Genomic DNA, 17,926 nt, shown 5'->3' with positions numbered 1-17,926 from the left:
TGAACCGGCGGGGTGTGACGGTGAAAAGCATTCCCAACAAAATCTTGCAACAAATCGACGCGTTCGTCTTCCCACCCGTCCCGCCAGTAACTATGTTCACCAATGGTCCCACTAGTGGGATCGATCTCCCACCGGCCCGTACCCCCGTTGGGCCGGTTCCCTCAAACCGGAGGTACCACGTGCGCAAAGTCGCAGTGGGTCTGCTCGGGCTCTCACTGACGGCGACAGGCCTGGCTTTCGGCCCGTCCGCCTCGGCGGCGCCTCAGCCCAAACTGCCGGCCGCAGCACCGGCCGCTGCCGAACCGCAGGCGCTGAAGGATGAACTCCCCGACAAGCTCGAGGACAAGCGCCGCGCACTGCGTGAGCAAGGGCTCAGCGACGTGCTGAGCGGTCGGAGCAAGCCGATCGAGCGCAACGGAAGCACGGTCGTCAAGGTCGGCGAGGTCGCCAAGGCGGCCGGAACGGGCGTCAACGCCCGCACCACCGCTGGCGCGAAGCAGACCAAGGACCAGTACGTCGAGCTCAAGCGCGAGCGGACCGACAAGATCTTCGTGATCCTGGCCGAGTTCGGGGACGAGCGGCACCCGTCCTACCCGGACAAGGACATGAACCCGGACATCGCCGGACCGGCGACGTTCGAGGGTCCGCTGCACAACAAGATCCCCGAGCCCAACCGGGCCGTGGACAACTCCACCATCTGGCAGCCGGACTTCAGCCCGGAGCACTTCCGCCAGCTCTACTTCGGCACCAACCCGGGCGACGAGTCGCTCAAGCAGTACTACGAGGCCCAGTCCTCGGGTCGCTACACCGTCGACGGTGAGGTGACCGACTGGGTCAAGGTCCGGTACAACGAGGCCCGTTACGGTCGCTCCGACGACCCGAAGGCCGACGACGACCTGACCGGCGACCCCGCCGTCTGCGGCGACAACGTCTGCTCGAACACCTGGGCGCTGATCCGCGACGCCGCCAACCAGTGGGTCGCCGACCAGAAGGCCAAGGGCCGGACGGACGCGCAGATCGCCACGGAGATGAAGTCCTTCGACCAGTGGGACCGGTTCGACTTCGACGGTGACGGCGACTTCAACGAGTCGGACGGCTACATCGACCACTTCCAGATCGTGCACTCCGGCGGCGACCAGGCCGACGGTGACCCGCAGCAGGGTGAGGACGCCATCTGGAGCCACCGTTGGTCGGCCTTCAACAGCTCGCCCGTCGGCCCGCCGAACTTCCCGATCGGCGGCACCCAGATCGGCAACACCGGCGTCTGGATCCGCGACTACACGATCCAGCCGGAAAACGGCGGCCGCAGCGTCTTCTACCACGAGTACGGCCACGACCTGGGCCTGCCGGACGACTACGGCCCGGCGGACAACAGCAACGAGCACTGGACCCTGATGGCCCAGAGCCGGCTCGGCGCGAAGAACGACGCCGGCATCGGTGACCGGGGCGGCGACCTCGGCGCCTGGAACAAGCTCCAGCTCGGCTGGCTCGACTACGAGGTCGTCGTGGCGGGGCAGAAGCGCTCGCTGGAGCTCGGCCCGCAGGAGTACAACTCGGAGAAGGCACAGGCCGCCGTGGTCGTGCTGCCGCAGCGGGAGTACACGTTCAACTACGGCGCACCGATCGAGGGCGCCAAGCAGTACTTCTCCGGTAACGAGGACGACCTCGACAGCAAGATGACGAGGACGTTCGACCTCACCGGCAAGTCCACGGCGGCGCTGTCGCTCAAGGGCAAGTACAGCATCGAAGAGGGTTACGACTACCTCTACTTCGAGGGGTCGACCGACGGCGGTCAGACCTGGACCGACCTCGACGGCACCGTCAACGGCCAGCCGATCGGCGTCGACGGCGCGGGGCGTCCGGCCCTCGACGGCACCAGCAACGGCGCCTGGGCGGACATCAACATCCCGCTGACCTCGCTGGCCGGCAAGGTGGCGCAGGTCCGCCTGCACTACGTCACCGACGGTGGTGTCTCCGAGGGCGGCTTCTTCGGTGACGCGATCACCGTGACCGCCGACGGTCAGACCGTGTTCAGCGACGGCGCCGAGACCGACGCCGGCTGGGCCCTGGAGAACTTCCAGGTGGTCGGGGCGACCTACACCCGGCTGTTCGACAACTTCTACATCGCCGGCAACCGGTCGTACGTCTCGTACGACAAGTACCTGAAGACCGGCCCGTACTTCTTCGGCTACGCGAACACCCGCCCGGACTGGGTGGACCACTACGCGTACCAGGAGGGTCTGCTCATCTCGTACTGGAACACCCGCTGGTCGGACAACAACACCGCCCCGGCGTCGCCGACGAACCCGGGTGGTCACCCGGGTGAGGGTCGCAACCTGTACATCGACGCGCACCCGCGCCCGATCTACAACCTGACCGGGGCTCCGTGGCGCGCCCGCGTCCAGGTGTACGACGCACCGTTCAGCCTGAACAAGGCCGACTCGTTCACCCTGCACCTCAACAGCCAGCCGCAGTACATCCGTGGCCAGGCCGCTGAGCCGCTGTTCGACGACACCAAGAAGTACTTCTACGAGGAGCTGCCGAACCACGGCGTCAAGCTCCCCGCGACCGGTGTCAAGATCAAGGTTCTGGAGCAGGACGGCACCTCGATGAAGATCCGGATCAGCTGACCACTGATCCCGCACCAACCAGCGACGCCCGGGCAGTTCATCTGCCCGGGCGTCGCCCTTTGTGGTACCCGGTTGCCCCTGGTCCCGGTCCGGGGCAACCCGGGGCTTTCCCCTGTTCAACGCGACCACCAGGGTCGCCTGCGGCAACCGGGTCCTAGGCTGTCTGCCATGACCGACCAGCGCGGCGGGGCCGTCGACGAGTCCTGTGTCCTCACCGAGGGGCCGTGGACGCACCGTTTCGTCGGCGCCAACGGCAGCCGGTTCCACGTGGTCGAGGCCGGCACCGGGCCGATGGTGCTCTTCCTGCACGGCTTCCCGGAGCACTGGTGGGCCTGGCACCAGATGCTGCCGGCGGTCGCCGACGCCGGCTTCCGGGCGGTCGCCGTCGACCTGCGCGGCTACGGCGCCAGCGACAAACCACCCCGGGGGTACGACGGCTACACCCTCGCCGCCGACATCGCCGGACTGATCCGCGCGCTCGGTGAACGATCCGCGACGATCGTCGGCAGTGGCCTCGGTGGCATGGTGGCCTGGACGGTGGCCTCGTTCCACCCGTCCCTGGTCCGCCGGCTCGTGGTGCTGGGGGCACCACACCCGCTGCGACTGCGCGCCGCCATCTTCGCCGACCCGCGCGGGCAGTTCACCGCCTCCACGCCGGCGTTGAAGTTCCAGCTACCCCGCTACGAGCACGTGCTGACCCGCGACAGCGCGGCGGCCGTCGGCGAGATCATGCGCCGCTGGGGCGGCCCACAGTGGGTGGCCGGGCCGGACTTCGAGGCGTACGCCGAGCGGTGCCGGGAGGCGATGCGCATCCCGCAGGCCGCGTTCTGCGCGCTGGAGGGTTACCGGTGGGCGTTCCGCTCACTGCTGCGGCTGCACGGCTACCGGTTCGTCCGCCTGATGCAGAAGCCGCTGTCCACCCCGACCCTGCAACTGCACGGCGCGCTGGACGCCGCTTCCCTGCCGCGGACCGCGCTGGGCTCCGGCCGGTACGTCGTCGCCCCGTACGAGTGGCGACTGCTCGACGGGGTGGGGCACTTCCCGCACCTGGAGGCACCGGATCTGGTGCTCGGCGAAATCCTCCGGTGGGCGAAGACCTGACCGGTCAGACCCGCTGCTCCCGCAGGTCGGTGACCTCGGCGGCCGGCGCCCAACCCTGGTAGACGCCGAAGTCGAAGACCTCCAGCCGCATCGCCTCGGCCACCGGCCAGCGACCACCGGTGTACTCCACCCGCAGCCAGGCGTCGTGCTCGCCGAGCACGATGAACGGCTGCCCCTGCCAGGTGCAGGTGGTCCGCACGTACGCCAGATCCTCGATCTCACTGGCCGGCAGCACCCGGACGTAGCGGCCCGCGCGGACCTCCTCGAAGCCCTCACCGGGCTCGGGCTGGTAGAGGCGGATGTGGTCGCCGTCCGGGCTGGCCTGGTATTCCCGGCCCTGCCAACGGGCCACGTAACCGTCGCGCATCACGCCTCCCCGAGCCGTCGCCAGGTGACCGAGTCGGTGTCCAGCTCCGCGACCACCTTCTCGGTGCCGTCCGCGCCGATCCGCCAGAGCTGGGCGCCGTGCGGCAGGCGGGCGCTGTCCACTTTGAACTCCGCCACCACGTCGCTGCTCTCGCCCGGAGCGAAGCCGTTGCCCCGGAACGGTGGGCGTTCGATGACCCAGCCCTCCATGGCCCGCATCGCCGGCTCGTTCTGACCGCCGTACGGAATGCGGTAGAGGCTCGGCCGGTGCGCCGGCCAGCGCAGCACGTAGATCTCCTCGGCGTCCGGGGCGAACGGCGAGCCGGGGTAGCTGAGGCCGAGCGCGTCGTGCAGCTGAGCCGGGGTGGTCAGGTGGGACAGCTCACCGGCCCGGTGCACGAACCCGGACACCCGGTCGTACCCACGATCCAGGTAGTACGCGAGCTGGCTGGGCGCGATCGCCTTCTGCATGACCGTCGGCCGGGTCGGGTCGACCGCCGCGGGGGCGTACCGGGGGCGGGCGGTGGGCTCGGCCACGGCCGGCGCTTCCACCTGGTCCACTTCCAGGTCGTCGCCGAGCCCCACCTCGGCGGCCCAGTTGGCCAACGCGACGATTTGCTCGCCGGGCAGCTTGGCACCGACCGGGGTGCCCGGGTTGACGGCGAACGACCAGTCCTCGTCGGGCCAGCGGCGGATCAGTTGGGCGAACTTCACCCGGACCGTGTCGACGTCCCCCTCGACATGGTCGGCGAGGCGCTCCGGCGACGTGTAGACCACCACGTACGTCTCGTCGTCGAGCTGCCCGGTACGCCAGACGAAGCCGGGATCCCCCGGGCGGCTTCCCGGCACCGATTCCGGCGCCGCCGGCAGCAGCACCCGGGCCAGCAGCAGGGTGGACAGGAACGTGTCGGTGCTGCCGGAGCCGGCGGCGCTGAGCAGGTCCTCCTCGACCGTGTTGGCCGGCTCGAACTCGACCGTCGCCGGCTCGTCGACCGCCGGGCGTGGCCGGTCAGCCGCGATCATGCTCTCGCCGCTGCCCTCGCTGCCGGCCCGGTCCGTACCGGCGGGGCCGACCGACGAACCAGCACGGTCGGCGGCGCGGTCGTCACTGAGCGGGGCGTCGACGCGGCCGTCGACACGCGGATCGCCCAGGCCACCGCCGGCAGCGCCGGCCTCCGTCGGAATCACGGGGTGCGGGATGGAAGGGCTCGGGGCGGGCTGACCGGGGTCACCGAAGGACGACGGGCCGAACAGGCCCGGACCGGAGGGTTGCGAGCCAAACGGTGGCGGAGCGGCCTCGGCGGGGCTGGGACCGGGGGACGTAGGACCGAACAGGCCCGGGCCGGAGGGCGCCGAGCCGAACGGCGGCGGAGCGGCCTCGGCGGGGCTGGGCCGGCGGGCCGCCTCGACCGGGGCGCTGGTCTCGACCGGGTCGGTGAGGTCGCGGGACTCGATGATGGTCCCCTCGATGACGATGGGCGTGAAACCGCGGCGTGGCGCGGGCGGCCCGGAGACCGGTTCCGCGACGGACGCCGGCAGCTCCTCCGCCGGCCCGAACCGGCTCGGCCGGTCCTGGGGGATCGCCTGCGTCTCCTCCGCCGACGGAACGGGCCGCCCCGGTGCACCGGCCGGTGGAGGCTCACCGGTCATCCGGAACGCGCGGGTGGGCTCCTCGGCCAGCGGGTTGTGCCGGCGCGGGGGCAGCGGCTGGGTGATCTCCTCGCCGGATGGCGGTACGCCCAGCCCACGGGACGCGCCGAGGCCGTCCGCCGGCCGGCGCAGCGGTTGGGTGGCTGCCGGGCCCGCCGCCATCGGAAAGGCCCGCGTCGCGGTCTCGTCAGCCGGCGCATCGGCTGGGCGGCGGCGAGGGAAAGGCTGGCTGCCTCGTCCGAACCGGGTCGGCGGAGCCGCCCGGTCACCGGGACGACCCCCGCTCGGGGCCGGGTCGCGGGTCGGGTTGGGGTCGAAGAAGGAGCGCCGCGGCGGCGGTGCCTGGGGGCCACCGTTGCCGTTGCCCGAGGCGGGGCCGTCGACGTCACCCGGCCGGGTGGCGGCCGGCCAGCCCTGGCTCGGCCCGGGCTGATCGGTGGTGGGGCCGGCGGTCGCCAACGGGGTGAACCGGGACGGCCGGCCGGTGCGGGGCAGGGCGTCGGTGCCCGAGGCGGGCCGGGGCGGCTCGGTCGGGTGCCGCTGACCGGCGGCGGGCAGGCCCTCCTCGCCCGATCGGCGCGGCGGCTCAGCGGAAACGGGCGGCCGGGGCGCCGGGCCCGGCACCGGCGGGGTACCCATCCGAGGGGCCCCGCTCCGCGCGGGCCTTCGTGGTGCGAGCGGAGCACTCTCCAGCCCGGACGAGGCCGGCCCCGTCGCCGGAGGCAAACCAGCGGCTGGCGCGGCGTCCCGAGGTGGCGCGCCGGGCCGGGTGCGGGACAACGTCTCGGCCCGCTCCAGGCGAGCGCGGGCACCCATGGCACGGCCGGGCAGCCGCACGTCGCCTCGGGACAGCTGCGACACGAACCAGGCCGGCAGGTAACCCTCGACCGGCAGGCCCGGATTGACGGCGAGCCACCACTCGTGGTTGGGCCAGCTGGCCGCGAGATCGGCGAAGGGGATGCGTCGGTTGCTGCCGGCGTGATCGCCGAGGCAGGCCCGCAGTGCGGCGGCGGAGGTGAAGGCCAGCACGTGGGTCCGGCCGCCGGTGGTCCAGGTGCCCCATCCGGCGGGTGGCTGGCCGGGCTGCGTCGGCGCGGAGACCGGTAGCAGCACATCGGTGCGGGACAGGAGCCGGAAGTAGAGCTCCTGGTCGTTGGCGCGCAGCGCGTCGCGCATCGCCACCTCGGCCTCCGTGGCCGGCTCCCATTCGGTCACGGCCACCTCCCCTTCCGAGAACAGGCCACAGGTATCGCGTACAACCTACAAGGTGGTACCAAGATCACAATGGCTGGCCGGCGGCGGACCGCCTGGGCGCGGAGGAGGCGATAACATCCCGTTTCGGAGCCGACACGATACGGAGGGTGTCGATGTCCCGATCGATCACGCGCCTGATTCTCGCAGGTCTGGCCGCCAGCCTGTTGGCCGTACCGACCCTGCCGACCGTCGCCGCCACCGCCGGGCTCCGGGCGGCACCGGCCTGCGCGACCCCACTCGCCCCCGTCCGGCCGGTCGCGGCCGTGCCCTGGCCACAGCAGCGGTACGACCCGGCGCGGCTCGCGCCGCTGGCCACCGGCGTCGGGGTGACCGTCGCGGTGGTCGACTCCGGGGTGGACCGGGTGCACCCGCAGCTGGTTGGGCGGGTGCTGGCCGGTGCCGACCTGCTCGACCCCGGCGGGGACGGTGGTCGGGACTGCGCCGGGCACGGCACCGGTGTGGCGAGCATCATCGCGGCGGCACCCCGCCCCGACGTCGCCTTCCGCGGCCTGGCGCCGGGTGCCCGAATTTTGCCGGTGCGGGTGAGTGAGCAGCAGGTGGTGCAGGGGCGGGAGTCGGGGCGTACGGTCAGCGCCGACGAGTTCGCCCGGGCCATCCGGTGGGCCGTCGACCATGACGCCGACGTGGTGAACCTGTCCGTGGTGCTGTACGCGGACGACCCGGAGGTCCGTTCGGCCGTGCGGTACGCGGTCGACCGGGACGTGGTGCTGGTGGCCGCCGCCGGCAACCTGCACGACAGCGGGAACCCCCGACCGTTCCCCGCGGGCTACGACGGGGTGCTCGGTGTGGGCGCGATCAGGGCGGATGGCGGGCGGGCGACCTTCTCGCAGACCGGCTCGTACGTCGACCTGGTGGCGCCGGGCAGTGAGGTGCTGACCGCCGCACCGGGCGCGGGCCACCATCGGGTCGAAGGCACCAGTTACGCGGCGCCCTTCGTGGCCGCCACCGCCGCGTTGCTGCGGCAGTACCGACCGGAGCTGACCGCCGCCCAGGTGGCCGAACGGATCGTCGCCACCGCCGACCCAGCTCCGGGCGTGGGCCGCGGTGGTGGGTACGGCGCCGGGGTGTTGAACCCCTATCGGGCGGTCACCGAGACCAGCGGCGGCCGGGCGGGCGGTGCGCGGCCGGTCGCCGCGCTCGCCGACGATCGGGCCGATCCGGCGCAGCTCGCCCGCGAGGCCCGCCGGGCCGCCGCGCGGGACCGAGCCCTGCTGGTCGGCGCGGTGGCTGGCATGACGGCGGTCACCGTGGCGCTGCTGGCCCTGGTGCTGCCCCGGGGCGCCCGCCGACGCTGGCGCCCGGCCGGCCCGGCCTGAGCTCACCCGCGCCCCGCCTGAACCCGCCCGCGCCAGGCCCTGGTCTCCGACCGGCTGCGGGCGGGGCGCTGACCCGGACACGGTCAGCGCTCCCGGCCCACATCGTTCACTGGAACAGCCCGGTGTTCTTCTTCTCGGTGTCCAGGTAGTCGGTGGCGGAGTCGTTCACCGCCAGCCTGATGTCACGCAGCATCCCCTGTAGGTCCTGCGAGGCCGAGCGCCACTTTGCCTGCCGCTGCTCGTATGCCTGCCGTGCCTCGCCCGTCCAGCTCGCCACCAGCGGTGCGGCGTCGCGTTCGAGTTGGCCGAGTTGCGAGTCGAGGGTGTTCAACGCCTTCTGAATGTCAGCGCCGGCCTGCTGTAGCGCGGCGAAGTTGACGACCAGCACACCATGGTCCATCGGATTCCCTCCCCAACGGGATCAGAGCGGCAGCTGGATGCCGCCGCGGTTGGTGCCGGCCACCCGGCTGGCCACCTCGTCGTCGGACACGTCGTACTGCCGACCGGCGGTGCGGATCGCACCGGCGGTCTCCCGCAGCGCCCGGTGCAGCGCCGCCTGGTCCTGTGACCACTGCTGCTTGACCTGCTCGAACGACCGGCCACCAGCGCCACGCCAGGCCTGCTGCAACACCTCCAGCTCGGCCAGCAGGCCGGTCAGCATGGACTGCAACGACTGGTCCACCTGCTCGAACTTCGCGGCGGTCTGCTGCATCACCGCTGCTTCTGCCTTGGTTTGGGACACCCGGACGTCACCTCGTCTCTCGGATCGCACCTGGCCGTCGACGCGCCCACCGTGCGGCGACGCGTCGTCGCTTGGCCCGGTCGTCGAGCACTGAGACACGGGTCAGCGAAGGACTTCGTGGCTGACGGTAGCGACCTCGTAGCCGTTCTGCTACCCCACCGGCTTCCCCTGTGGACAACCGAGGCGGCCATCGGTCGCTTACGATGTGCCGCAGCCACGTCGCGGCGCGTGACGGGCCGCCGGAGGGCGGCCGGCCGCCCGACCCGGTCCCCACTGGTCGAGGAGGCACGGTGCCGGCGATCACCACCGGAGGGCCACCGAGCCCGGCCGGGCCCGAGGTAGGTGCCTCCGCGCGGGCGGGCCGACCCATCGACCACGTCCCGGGGTCGGCCGATCAGCTCACCTCCCGTCGTCGGTCGTCGGCGGACCGCTGGGTCGCACTCGGCCGTCGAGTGGGCGCCGGAGCGCGAGCCGGCCAACTGGTCACCGCACAGGTCGCGGCGGCGCTCGTCCTCGTCGCCCTCGGCCGACCCGCGCCGGTCGTCGCGGTGGCCGTACTGGTGGCCGTGCTGCTGGTGGCGGCCGCCTGGGTGCCAGTTCGGGGACGCTGGCTCTTCGACTGGCTGGGCACCGCCATCGGGCACCTCGCTCGCCGGCGGTCGCTGACCGGGCCGGCCGGGGCGGCCGAGCTGCTCGACCTCGTCGCCCCGGGCACCGTCGTCCGCTCGACCGAGCTGACCGGCGGGCCGGCGGCCGTCCTGGAGGACACCACGGGCATGGTCGCGCTCCTGGAGCTCGGCGACCCCGGTGACCTGCTCGGCGACGCGTCCCAGGCGATCCCCGCCCCGGCCGCGTTACTCCCCCCGGCCGGGCCGGACCTGCCCCCGCTGCTGGTCCAGTTGCTGCTGGCCGGCGCGCCGGCGCCGGTGCCGAGCGCCGGTGGCACGGTCGGCACGTCGTACCGGCAGCTCACCGACGGGCGGCTCGCCGGGCGCGAGCGGGCGGTGGTGGCGGTCCGGGTGCTGCGGGGAAACGGTTGGTCCGAGGAGGACCTGCGCCGGGTACTCGCCGGCACGGTCCGCCGGATCGTCCGCCGGCTCGGGCCGCTGGCCGCGCGACCACTCGGGGTGCCCGCGGCGCTGCGCGTCCTTGGCGAGTTGGCCCATTACGACGGCGAACCGGTCCGGGAGTCCTGGCCGGTGATCCGGTCCGGCAGCCTGCTCCAGGCCACCTTCCGGCTGGCCCAGTGGCCCGAGGCGGGCGGTGTGGCTGGACGCCGGCTGGTGCCCCGCCTGCTCGCGCTGCCGGCGACGGCCACGACGGTGTCGATCTGCTCGGGTCCGTCACCGACGATGGCGACGTCGTCGGGTCCACCGGCGGCCACCAGGGTGCCGACCGAGCTGACCGTACGCCTGGCTGCCGGGACGGCGACCGAGTTGGCGGCCGCCGCCGAGGCGCTGATCCGCCTGGTGACCGACCTGGGCGGGAAGCTGCGACGGCTCGACGGTGCCCACCTGGGCGGGCTGGCCGCCACGCTGCCGTTGGCGCTGACGGCGCCCGGGGCGCAGCCCCGCCCACCGGCGCCCGGGGCGCTGCCCGGCCCGGCGGTGGACGACTGGGAGCTGTCCCTGGGCGACGCGGGAATGATGGTCGGCACCAACCGGCACGGCCGAGCCGTCACCGTGCGACTGTTCCGGCCGGAGAGCACCCGCGTGCTGCTGGTCGGCGGGGTGCGCGCAGCCCAACTGGTGGCCCTGCGCGCACTGGCACTCGGTGCCCTGGTGGTGGTGCAGACCGCCCGCCCGCGCGCCTGGGAGCCGTTCGTCCGCGGGGTCGGCGCGCCGGGCGGCACGATCCCGTTGCTTCCGCCCGGTCGGGCGGTCGCCGACGGGGTGGGCACCGCGCTGCGTCCGTTGCTGCTGATCGTCGACGCCGGTCCGGTGGCGGCCGACGCCGCGCCGGGCCCACCGTGGCGGGCCACCCTGGTGGTACGCGACGAGCTGACCCCGGCCGATGTGGACGCGTTGAGCCGGGCCGACCTGGCGTTGCTCCAGCCGCTGACCTCCGCCGAGGCCACCCTGGCCGGGGCCGCGCTGGGGTTGGGCGGCTCGGCCGAGTGGCTGACCCGGATCCGGGAGGACATGGTGGCCGTGGTCAACCGTCGGGCGCTGCGCTGGGCGCTGCTCTCCCCCACCCCGATCGAGGCGCAACTGATCGGGCCACCGGCGCGCGGCTGAGCCCACCCGGATGGTCAACTGCCGGGTTACGCCGGTGCGTGGTCCGTGGCACGATCCCCGCCATGGGTTTTCTGAAAGGTCTGCTGATTCGGCTGGCCAGCACAGCTCTGGCTTTCTGGCTGGCCACGCTCCTCATCCCGGGCATCTCCCTGGATTCGAACTCGGCCACCGAGACGGTGACCACGCTGCTCCTGGTGGCGGTGATCTTCGGCGTGGTCAACGCGGTTCTCCAGCCGATCATCAAGACCGTCGGCTGTGGCTTCTACCTGCTGACCCTGGGTCTCATCGCCCTGGTGGTGAACGGGCTGCTGTTCCTGCTCACCAGTTGGATCGCCGACCAGGCCGGGTTGCCGTTCGCGGTGGACGGTTTCTGGCCGGCAGCCGTGCTCGGCGCCCTCTTCGTGAGCATCGTGACCTGGATCCTCGGCGCCGTCCTCGACCGGGACTGACCGCCGACCAATCAGCACCGACCCGGCCCGCCCGGGGCTCCGACCTCGGCCGGGGCCCCGGCCGGCCGACGACCAGAGTTCGGGAATTGGCCGGCCTGAGTGCCCACCTCGACGGTTAGCGTCGCGGCATGTTCTCGTTGACCTACCCCGACGGCCACCTGCTCAGCACCGATCCGGCGCGAATCGATTTGGACCTGGTGCACCACTGGTTGTCCACCGACGCGTACTGGGCGCTCGGACGAGACCGGGAGACCACCGAGCGGGCGTTCGCCGGCTCACTGCCGTTCGGCATCTACCGACCGGAGGACGGCCGCCAGGTGGCGGTGGCCCGGGTCGTCACGGACCGCACCACCTTCGCCTGGCTCTGTGACGTGTACGTCGACCGCGCCGCCCGGGGCCGCGGGCTGGGCGGGCGGCTGGCCGGCGCGGTCCGCGACCACCTGGCCGAGCTGGGCGTACGCCGGATCCTGCTCTGCACCAACGACGCCCACCAGGTGTACGCGCGGGTGGGCTTCACCCCGTTGGACGTGCCGCAACGGTGGATGCAGTTGGATCAGCGGCCCCCGGTGACCCCGATCACCGGAAAGGAACAAAGCAGCACTACGCCCCTTACGGTGGAGGCGTGACGCCACTCCGCCTGGGATACCTCTACGGCCTCGGCGCGTACCTGCTCTGGGGTTTCTTTCCGCTCTACCTGAAGCTGCTACGACCCGCCGGCCCGCTGGAGATCCTGGCCCACCGGATCGTCTGGTCGGTGGTCTTCGTGGCTCTGCTGCTGGCGGCGCTGCGCAATGTCGGCTTCCTGCGGGCGCTGCTGCGCCGCCCCTGGGCGGTGGCGGGGATCGTCGCCGCCGCCGCGCTGATCGCGGTCAACTGGGGCACCTACATCTACGGGGTCAACTCCGACCGGGTGGTGGAGACCGCGCTCGGCTACTTCATCAACCCGCTGGTCGTGGTGCTGCTCGGGGTGACGGTGCTGCGGGAGCGGCTGCGCCCGGCGCAGTGGGTGGCGCTGGGGATCGGCGCGTCGGCGGTCGCGGTGCTCACCGTGGACTACGGCCGGCTGCCCTGGTTGGCGTTGACCCTGGCGTTCAGCTTCGCCGGCTACGGCCTGGTCAAGAAGCGGCTCGGGCTGCCGGCGGCGGAGGGCTCTTCGTCGAGTCGGCGGTGCTGGCGTTGCCGGCGCTGGGCTACCTCGCCTGGCTGACGGCGAAGACCGACCTGACCTTCGGGCACGTCTCGGCCGGGCACACCGGGCTGCTGGTGCTGGCCGGCGCGGCCACGGCGATTCCGCTGTTGCTGTTCGCCGGGGCGGCCAACCGACTGCCGCTGAGCAGCCTCGGCATGATCCAGTACCTGGCGCCGATCCTCCAGCTCGGCTGCGGGGTGCTGATCTTCCACGAGCCGATGCCGCCGGCTCGCCTGGCCGGCTTCGCGCTGGTCTGGCTGGCCCTGATCGTCTTCACCGCCGACGCCGTCCACACCTCCCGCCGCACCCGCCAGTCCCGCCAACCCACCCCCGTCCCAACCCCCCTCCCCACCCCCTGACCCCCTACCCCCTGACCCCGCGATCTTGCAGTTTCGGTCGCCGATATGCCCTCGATGCCCCCTTATGGGAGAGCAGGAAGTGCAAGATCGCGGAGCGCCGGGGTGGGCGGGGTGGAGCGGGCGGGTGGGTTAGGGGACGGCGTAGGTGAGCAGGGGGGTGCCGTCGGCTTTCTGCAGCTCCACGCTGACCAGCTCGGCGTCGGTGAACCTGGTGGCGCCGGTGAAGCTGAGGTCGTCGCCCGGGGCCGCCAGCCAGGAGCCGATCTGCTCGGTGGCGCCGTTCGGGCCGCGCGCCACCAGCCGGAACGGGTACGCCTTGCCGTAGCTCGTCCGCGCGTCGTACCCACAGCGCATGGTCACCTCGGTGCCCCACTTGGTGCCGGTGAGCCCAAGGTCGGCGTGCACCGGCCCGGCGGCGGCCACCGGTCGCATGGCGACCATCGACACCTTCGGGGCCGGGGTGCCCTGCGCGCCCGGGGGCCCAGAAGGGTGGCGAGGCAACACCACAGCGGTGCCCACGCCGACCAGCAGCGCCAGCCCGGCGGCGGCCAGTGTGGTCAGTGCGTACCGTCGCCGGTCCGCGGAACGTTCTCGGCGGCGGCGCTGGCGGGCCTCGTCGAGCAGCGCGGGCACCCGGGGCGGGGCCGGCGGCGGCAGGATCTGCTCCAACCCCGCCGGGTCGAGGCGCCCGAGCAACCCGGGCAGGACGGCGATCTCGGCGACCGCCTCCCGACACGAGGCGCAACCGCCGAGGTGCCGCTCGTAGGCTGCCCGCTCGGCGGGGGCCAGGGCACCCAGCACGTACGCGCCGTCGTCGTACGCGAACTCGCACCGGGTCATCCCGTCACCCCCATCTCGGCCAGGACCAACCGTAGAGACCGCAACGCGTAGTGGGTGCGGGATTTCACGGTCCCTGGCGGTACCCCCAGGCGGGACGCCGCCTCGGCCACCGACCGCCCCTGGTAGAAGCACTCGACCAGCACTTCCCGGTGGGTCGGACTGAGCCGGTTCAGCGCCTCGGCGACGGTCCACGCCTCCACCGCCCGTTCCGCCTCGTCGATCACCTCGGGCGGTTCGGGCAGATCGTCGGTGAACACCTCGCCGACCCGGGTGGATCGCCGCCGCCAGGCGTCGATGGCCAGGTTGCGGGCGGTGGTGAACAGCCAGGACCGCACCGATCCGCGCCTCGGGTCGAGTGACTCCGGATGTCGCCAGGCCCGCAGCAGCGTCTCCTGGACCAGGTCCTCGGCCCGCTGCCGGTCCCCGTTGACCAGTCGCAGGGCGTGGGCGTACAGCGCCTCCGCGTGCTCGTCGTGCAGCGCGCGCAGCAGTTGGGCGTCGTGGTCGCTGATGGCGGTCTCCTCGCTTCCGGCGCGCGTCCGGCGGTGCGTCCGCTCGGGAATACGTGCGGTGACGCCGATCGGTTCAGCCCGAGGTCAGACCGGTTGCGTGCTGGTTGCCGCCCGCGAAGGTGTTCATGCCGGGTTCACATCGTGGCCGACGAGCGCTCACCACGTCCTCCTAGCGTCCGGCTGGTACGCCGCCTGTCGTGCCACCGACTTCTCTGGAGGCCTCCCCCATGAGCGACCGTCCCCGGCTGCTCCCCCTGTTGACCGGCACCCGCCATGGCACCCGTGACGCCATGACCTGTCTGTACCGGTGCGGAAACGCCTGTGACCACCCGGTCCCGAACACCTCCGACAACGCGTACTTCGGTGACGTGGTGAACGCCGAGATGTCGCGGCGTGGCGTGGTGCGGGCCGGCGCGGTCGGCGCGCTGGTGCTCGGTTTCGGCGGCGCGGCAGCCGGTGCGCTCGCCGGTGCCGCCCCGGCCATGGCGGCCCCGACCACCCCGGACGTCCCGGCGGCCTTCGGTTTCGGCCGTCCCAGCACCGGAGTCGGCAGCGGCGCGCTGACCTTCAAGCCGATCCCACCAAACAAGCTGGACACCCTGGTCGTGCCGAACGGCTACGACCACGCCGTGGTGATCAAGTGGGGTGACCCGGTGCTGCCGGGCGCGCCGGAGTTCAACCTGCACCACCAGACCGCCGCCGCGCAGTCCAAGCAGTTCGGTTACAACAACGACTTCGTGGGCGTGCTGCCGTTGGACAAGCAGGGCAAGCGGGCGCTGCTCGTGGTCAACCACGAGTACACCAACGAGGACCTGATGTTCCCGAGCTTCCCCGGCCTGGACGGGCTCTCGGTGGAGCAGCTGCGCACCGCCATGGCCGCGCACGGCATGTCCGTGGTGGAGCTTGAGCGGGTCGCCGGCACGGGGCAGTGGAAGCCGGTCGACAAGGGTCCGCGACCGTACAACCGGCGGGTCACCGCCCTCGGCACCAAGTTCGACCTGACCGGCCCGGCCGCGGGTTCGGCCTGGCTGAAGACCGCCGCCGACCCCAAGGGCCGCACGGTCGTCGGCACGCTGAACAACTGCGCCGGTGGTGTGACCCCGTGGGGCACGGTGCTCTCCGGCGAGGAGAACTTCAACCAGTACTTCGTGGGCGCCGACGCCGTCCCGGCCGAGCTGAAGCCGAAGCTGGACCGCTACGGCATCAGCACCGCCAGCCGCTACCCCAGCGGCAGCCGAAAGTGGGAGCGGGCGGACGAGCGCTTCGACCTGGCGAAGCACCCCAACGAGGCACACCGGTTCGGCTGGGTCGTCGAGATCGACCCGTTCGACCCGGAGAGCCGCCCGCGCAAGCACACCGCGATGGGTCGGTTCAAGCACGAGGGTGCCAACGTGATCGTCGCGAAGGACGGCCACGTGGTCGCGTACATGGGCGACGACGAGCGGTTCGACTACCTCTACAAGTTCGTCTCGGACAAGAAGTTCATGAAGGGCAACTCCTGGGCTGCCCGCAAGCACAACCTGACCCTGCTGGAGTCCGGCACGCTCTACGTGGCGAAGCTCGACCAGACCAGCGCCGCCGAGATCGACGGCTCGGGCAAGCTCCCCACCGACGGGGCGTTCAACGGCCGGGGTCGCTGGACCAAGCTGGTCAGCGGCAACCGGTCGTTCGTCGACGGGATGACCGCCGCGGACGTGCTCACCTTCACCCGGCTCGCCGGTGACAAGGTCGGCGCGACCAAGATGGACCGCCCCGAGGACGTCGAGCCGAGCCTGCTCACCGGCAAGGTGTACGTGGCGCTGACCAACAACACCAACCGGGGCGTCGGCAGCAACCCGAAGGCGGACGAGGCCAACCCGCGCAACGCCAACAAGCACGGGCAGATCCTGGAGCTGGTCGAGGACCGCAACGACAACACCTCGGAGACCTTCGCCTGGTCGCTGCCGATCGTCTGCGGCGACCCGACCGACCCGTCGACGTTCTTCGCCGGGTACGACAAGACCAAGGTCTCCCCGATCTCCTGCCCGGACAACGTCGCCTTCGACGCCACCGGCAACCTCTGGATCTCCACCGACGGCAACGCGCTGGGCAGCAACGACGGCCTGTTCGCCACCGCTGTGGAGGGTCCGGAGCGGGGTCACCTCAAGCAGTTCCTGACCGTGCCGCTCGGCGCGGAGACCTGCGGCCCGTTCATCACCGGCGACAACCGCTCGGTCTTCGTCGCGGTGCAGCACCCGGGCGAGATCACCGGGGCCTCGGTGGAGAACCCGGCCTCGAACTGGCCGGACGGTGACTACGCCAAGCCGGGTGTGGTGGTCACCTGGCGCATCGACGGCGGCCCGGTGGGCAGCTGACGCCGCACCCGTGGCCGAGAGGCCGCTGACGTTGCTCCGGCGGTCCGGCGCTGGACCGCCCCCAGAGGTCCTCTCCCAGCCCGGGAGAGGGCCTCTGGGCGTCGCGGCGGTCAGCTGTCGGCGGCGATGCTGTCGGCGACGCTGCGGGCCACGGTGAGCAGCTTGGCGCGTACCACCCGGGCGGAGGTCATCATCTCGCTGGCCGGCAACGCGCAGGCCAGCACGGTGCGGCGTTCCATGTCCTTGTCCGGCGCGACGAGCACCGCGGCGCAGGCCACCCCCTGCCGGAACTGTCCCATCTCCAGCTGCATTCCGCGCCGGTCGCCGGCGGCCAGGTCGGCCTCGAAACTCTCCGTGGTGGTCAGCGTGGCAGTGGTGAACGGGCGCATGCCGTACTCGCGCAGATAGCGGTAGCGCTGGTCGGTCGTGAGGGTGGCGAGCAGCGACTTGCCGAGCGCGGTGGCGTGCGCCCCCTCGTCGAAGCCGGGGACCAGGTCCTCCAGGTAGGGCGAGCGGTGCCCCTCGGCGACCGCGGTGAGCGCCACCTGGCCGCCGACGAACCGACCGAGGTAGTGGCTGTAGCCGGTGTCCAGGGCGGCCCGCCGCAGCGTCTCACCGACCGCCGGCGGGCCCCGGAACGCCGTCACCAGCTCCCGGTACCGGTCGGCCACCTCCAACCCCACGATGTACGTGCCGTCCTCGCGACGGATCACGTAGCCCTCGTAGGCGAGGGTGCGGACCAGGTGGTAGGTGGTGGCCACGGTCAGCTCGCAGCGCCGGGCGATCTGCTTGACGGTCAGGCCCTTCGGGGCGCGACCGACCGACTCCAGCACCCGTAGCGCTCGGGACACGCTGCGAATCAGGTCCGAAGGTTCTGCCAAGGGGTCGCGCACAACCACCTCCGCC

14 protein-coding genes and 1 pseudogene are annotated in these 17,926 nt (G+C 72.2%); 8 read left to right on the top strand and 7 right to left on the bottom strand.

The window, feature by feature from the left end; all coding sequences use genetic code 11:
• Positions 1–194 precede the first annotated feature (194 nt).
• Positions 195–2,630 (top strand): immune inhibitor A domain-containing protein, encoded by a 2,436-nt coding sequence (locus AC5L30_RS04975; RefSeq protein ID WP_494866078.1) that lies wholly within the window; start codon positions 195–197, stop codon positions 2,628–2,630.
• 168 nt (positions 2,631–2,798) lie between these two features.
• Positions 2,799–3,731: an alpha/beta fold hydrolase gene (locus tag AC5L30_RS04970; RefSeq protein WP_494865676.1), complete on the top strand. Its 933-nt coding sequence runs from the start codon at positions 2,799–2,801 to the stop codon at positions 3,729–3,731.
• 4 nt (positions 3,732–3,735) lie between these two features.
• Here the strand turns inward: AC5L30_RS04970 and AC5L30_RS04965 are convergent, their stop codons facing one another.
• Together AC5L30_RS04965 and AC5L30_RS04960 are read right to left on the bottom strand one after the other, a co-directional pair.
• Positions 3,736–4,101 (bottom strand): UCP033725 family protein, encoded by a 366-nt coding sequence (locus AC5L30_RS04965; protein WP_494865675.1) that lies wholly within the window; start codon positions 4,099–4,101, stop codon positions 3,736–3,738.
• Positions 4,098–6,962, bottom strand: a complete 2,865-nt coding sequence (locus AC5L30_RS04960) for an SseB family protein (protein ID WP_494865674.1) — start codon at positions 6,960–6,962, stop codon at positions 4,098–4,100. Before AC5L30_RS04960 ends, AC5L30_RS04965 begins: the two co-directional genes overlap by 4 nt.
• A gap of 152 nt (positions 6,963–7,114) precedes the next feature.
• Between AC5L30_RS04960 and mycP the strand changes: the two genes are divergently transcribed.
• A complete protein-coding gene (mycP, locus tag AC5L30_RS04955) occupies positions 7,115–8,338 on the top strand; it encodes a type VII secretion-associated serine protease mycosin (RefSeq protein WP_494865673.1) in 1,224 nt (407 codons plus the stop codon).
• A gap of 106 nt (positions 8,339–8,444) precedes the next feature.
• Here the strand turns inward: mycP and AC5L30_RS04950 are convergent, their stop codons facing one another.
• The gene (locus AC5L30_RS04950; protein WP_494865672.1) at positions 8,445–8,738 is read right to left on the bottom strand and encodes a WXG100 family type VII secretion target; all 294 of its coding nucleotides are present in this window, start codon (positions 8,736–8,738) and stop codon (positions 8,445–8,447) included.
• 21 nt (positions 8,739–8,759) lie between these two features.
• Entirely contained in the window at positions 8,760–9,080 is a 321-nt protein-coding gene (locus tag AC5L30_RS04945; RefSeq protein WP_030334170.1) for a WXG100 family type VII secretion target, read from the bottom strand.
• 290 nt (positions 9,081–9,370) lie between these two features.
• On the opposite strand from AC5L30_RS04945, the gene eccE reads away from it, so the two are divergent.
• From eccE to rarD, 4 genes and pseudogenes are all read left to right on the top strand, one after another.
• The gene (eccE, locus tag AC5L30_RS04940; RefSeq protein ID WP_494865670.1) at positions 9,371–11,317 is read left to right on the top strand and encodes a type VII secretion protein EccE; all 1,947 of its coding nucleotides are present in this window, start codon (positions 9,371–9,373) and stop codon (positions 11,315–11,317) included.
• Positions 11,318–11,379: 62 nt separating this feature from the next.
• Positions 11,380–11,766 carry a phage holin family protein gene (locus AC5L30_RS04935; protein WP_494865668.1) on the top strand — a complete coding sequence of 129 codons (387 nt, stop codon included), beginning with the start codon at positions 11,380–11,382 and terminating at the stop codon, positions 11,764–11,766.
• Between the two features lie 128 nt (positions 11,767–11,894).
• Positions 11,895–12,392: a GNAT family N-acetyltransferase gene (locus AC5L30_RS04930; RefSeq protein ID WP_494865666.1), complete on the top strand. Its 498-nt coding sequence runs from the start codon at positions 11,895–11,897 to the stop codon at positions 12,390–12,392.
• A pseudogene (rarD, locus tag AC5L30_RS04925) lies at positions 12,389–13,314 on the top strand (EamA family transporter RarD). The gene AC5L30_RS04930 and the pseudogene rarD overlap by 4 nt, the downstream one beginning before the upstream one ends.
• Positions 13,315–13,443: 129 nt before the next feature.
• Here the strand turns inward: rarD and AC5L30_RS04920 are convergent.
• The gene (locus AC5L30_RS04920; RefSeq protein WP_494865665.1) at positions 13,444–14,154 is read right to left on the bottom strand and encodes an anti-sigma factor family protein; all 711 of its coding nucleotides are present in this window, start codon (positions 14,152–14,154) and stop codon (positions 13,444–13,446) included.
• Positions 14,151–14,666: a sigma-70 family RNA polymerase sigma factor gene (locus AC5L30_RS04915; RefSeq protein WP_051708644.1), complete on the bottom strand. Its 516-nt coding sequence runs from the start codon at positions 14,664–14,666 to the stop codon at positions 14,151–14,153. Before AC5L30_RS04915 ends, AC5L30_RS04920 begins: the two co-directional genes overlap by 4 nt.
• A gap of 227 nt (positions 14,667–14,893) precedes the next feature.
• Here AC5L30_RS04915 and AC5L30_RS04910 point away from each other — a divergent pair, with 227 nt between their 5' ends.
• Positions 14,894–17,020, top strand: coding sequence for a PhoX family protein (locus tag AC5L30_RS04910; RefSeq protein ID WP_494865663.1), 2,127 nt, complete (start codon positions 14,894–14,896; stop codon positions 17,018–17,020).
• A gap of 110 nt (positions 17,021–17,130) precedes the next feature.
• Here the strand turns inward: AC5L30_RS04910 and AC5L30_RS04905 are convergent, their stop codons facing one another.
• Entirely contained in the window at positions 17,131–17,913 is a 783-nt protein-coding gene (locus AC5L30_RS04905) for an IclR family transcriptional regulator (RefSeq protein ID WP_494865662.1), read from the bottom strand.
• Positions 17,914–17,926: the final 13 nt, after the last annotated feature.

This window comes from Micromonospora sp. BQ32, assembly GCF_059358895.1.
The sequence above is the reverse complement of the archived record's forward strand: the minus strand, read 5'-3'. Positions and strand labels throughout refer to the sequence as shown.

Excerpts from the sequence above, each read along its gene's own strand:
- AC5L30_RS04950 (WP_494865672.1), bottom strand. The coding sequence starts at position 8,738 with ATGGACCATGGTGTGCTGGTCGTCAACTTCGCCGCGCTACAGCAGGCC.
- AC5L30_RS04910 (WP_494865663.1), top strand. The coding sequence starts at position 14,894 with ATGAGCGACCGTCCCCGGCTGCTCCCCCTGTTGACCGGCACCCGCCAT.
- AC5L30_RS04935 (WP_494865668.1), top strand. The coding sequence starts at position 11,380 with ATGGGTTTTCTGAAAGGTCTGCTGATTCGGCTGGCCAGCACAGCTCTG.
- AC5L30_RS04970 (WP_494865676.1), top strand. The coding sequence starts at position 2,799 with ATGACCGACCAGCGCGGCGGGGCCGTCGACGAGTCCTGTGTCCTCACC.
- AC5L30_RS04920 (WP_494865665.1), bottom strand. The coding sequence starts at position 14,154 with ATGACCCGGTGCGAGTTCGCGTACGACGACGGCGCGTACGTGCTGGGT.
- AC5L30_RS04930 (WP_494865666.1), top strand. The coding sequence starts at position 11,895 with ATGTTCTCGTTGACCTACCCCGACGGCCACCTGCTCAGCACCGATCCG.
- mycP (WP_494865673.1), top strand. The coding sequence starts at position 7,115 with ATGTCCCGATCGATCACGCGCCTGATTCTCGCAGGTCTGGCCGCCAGC.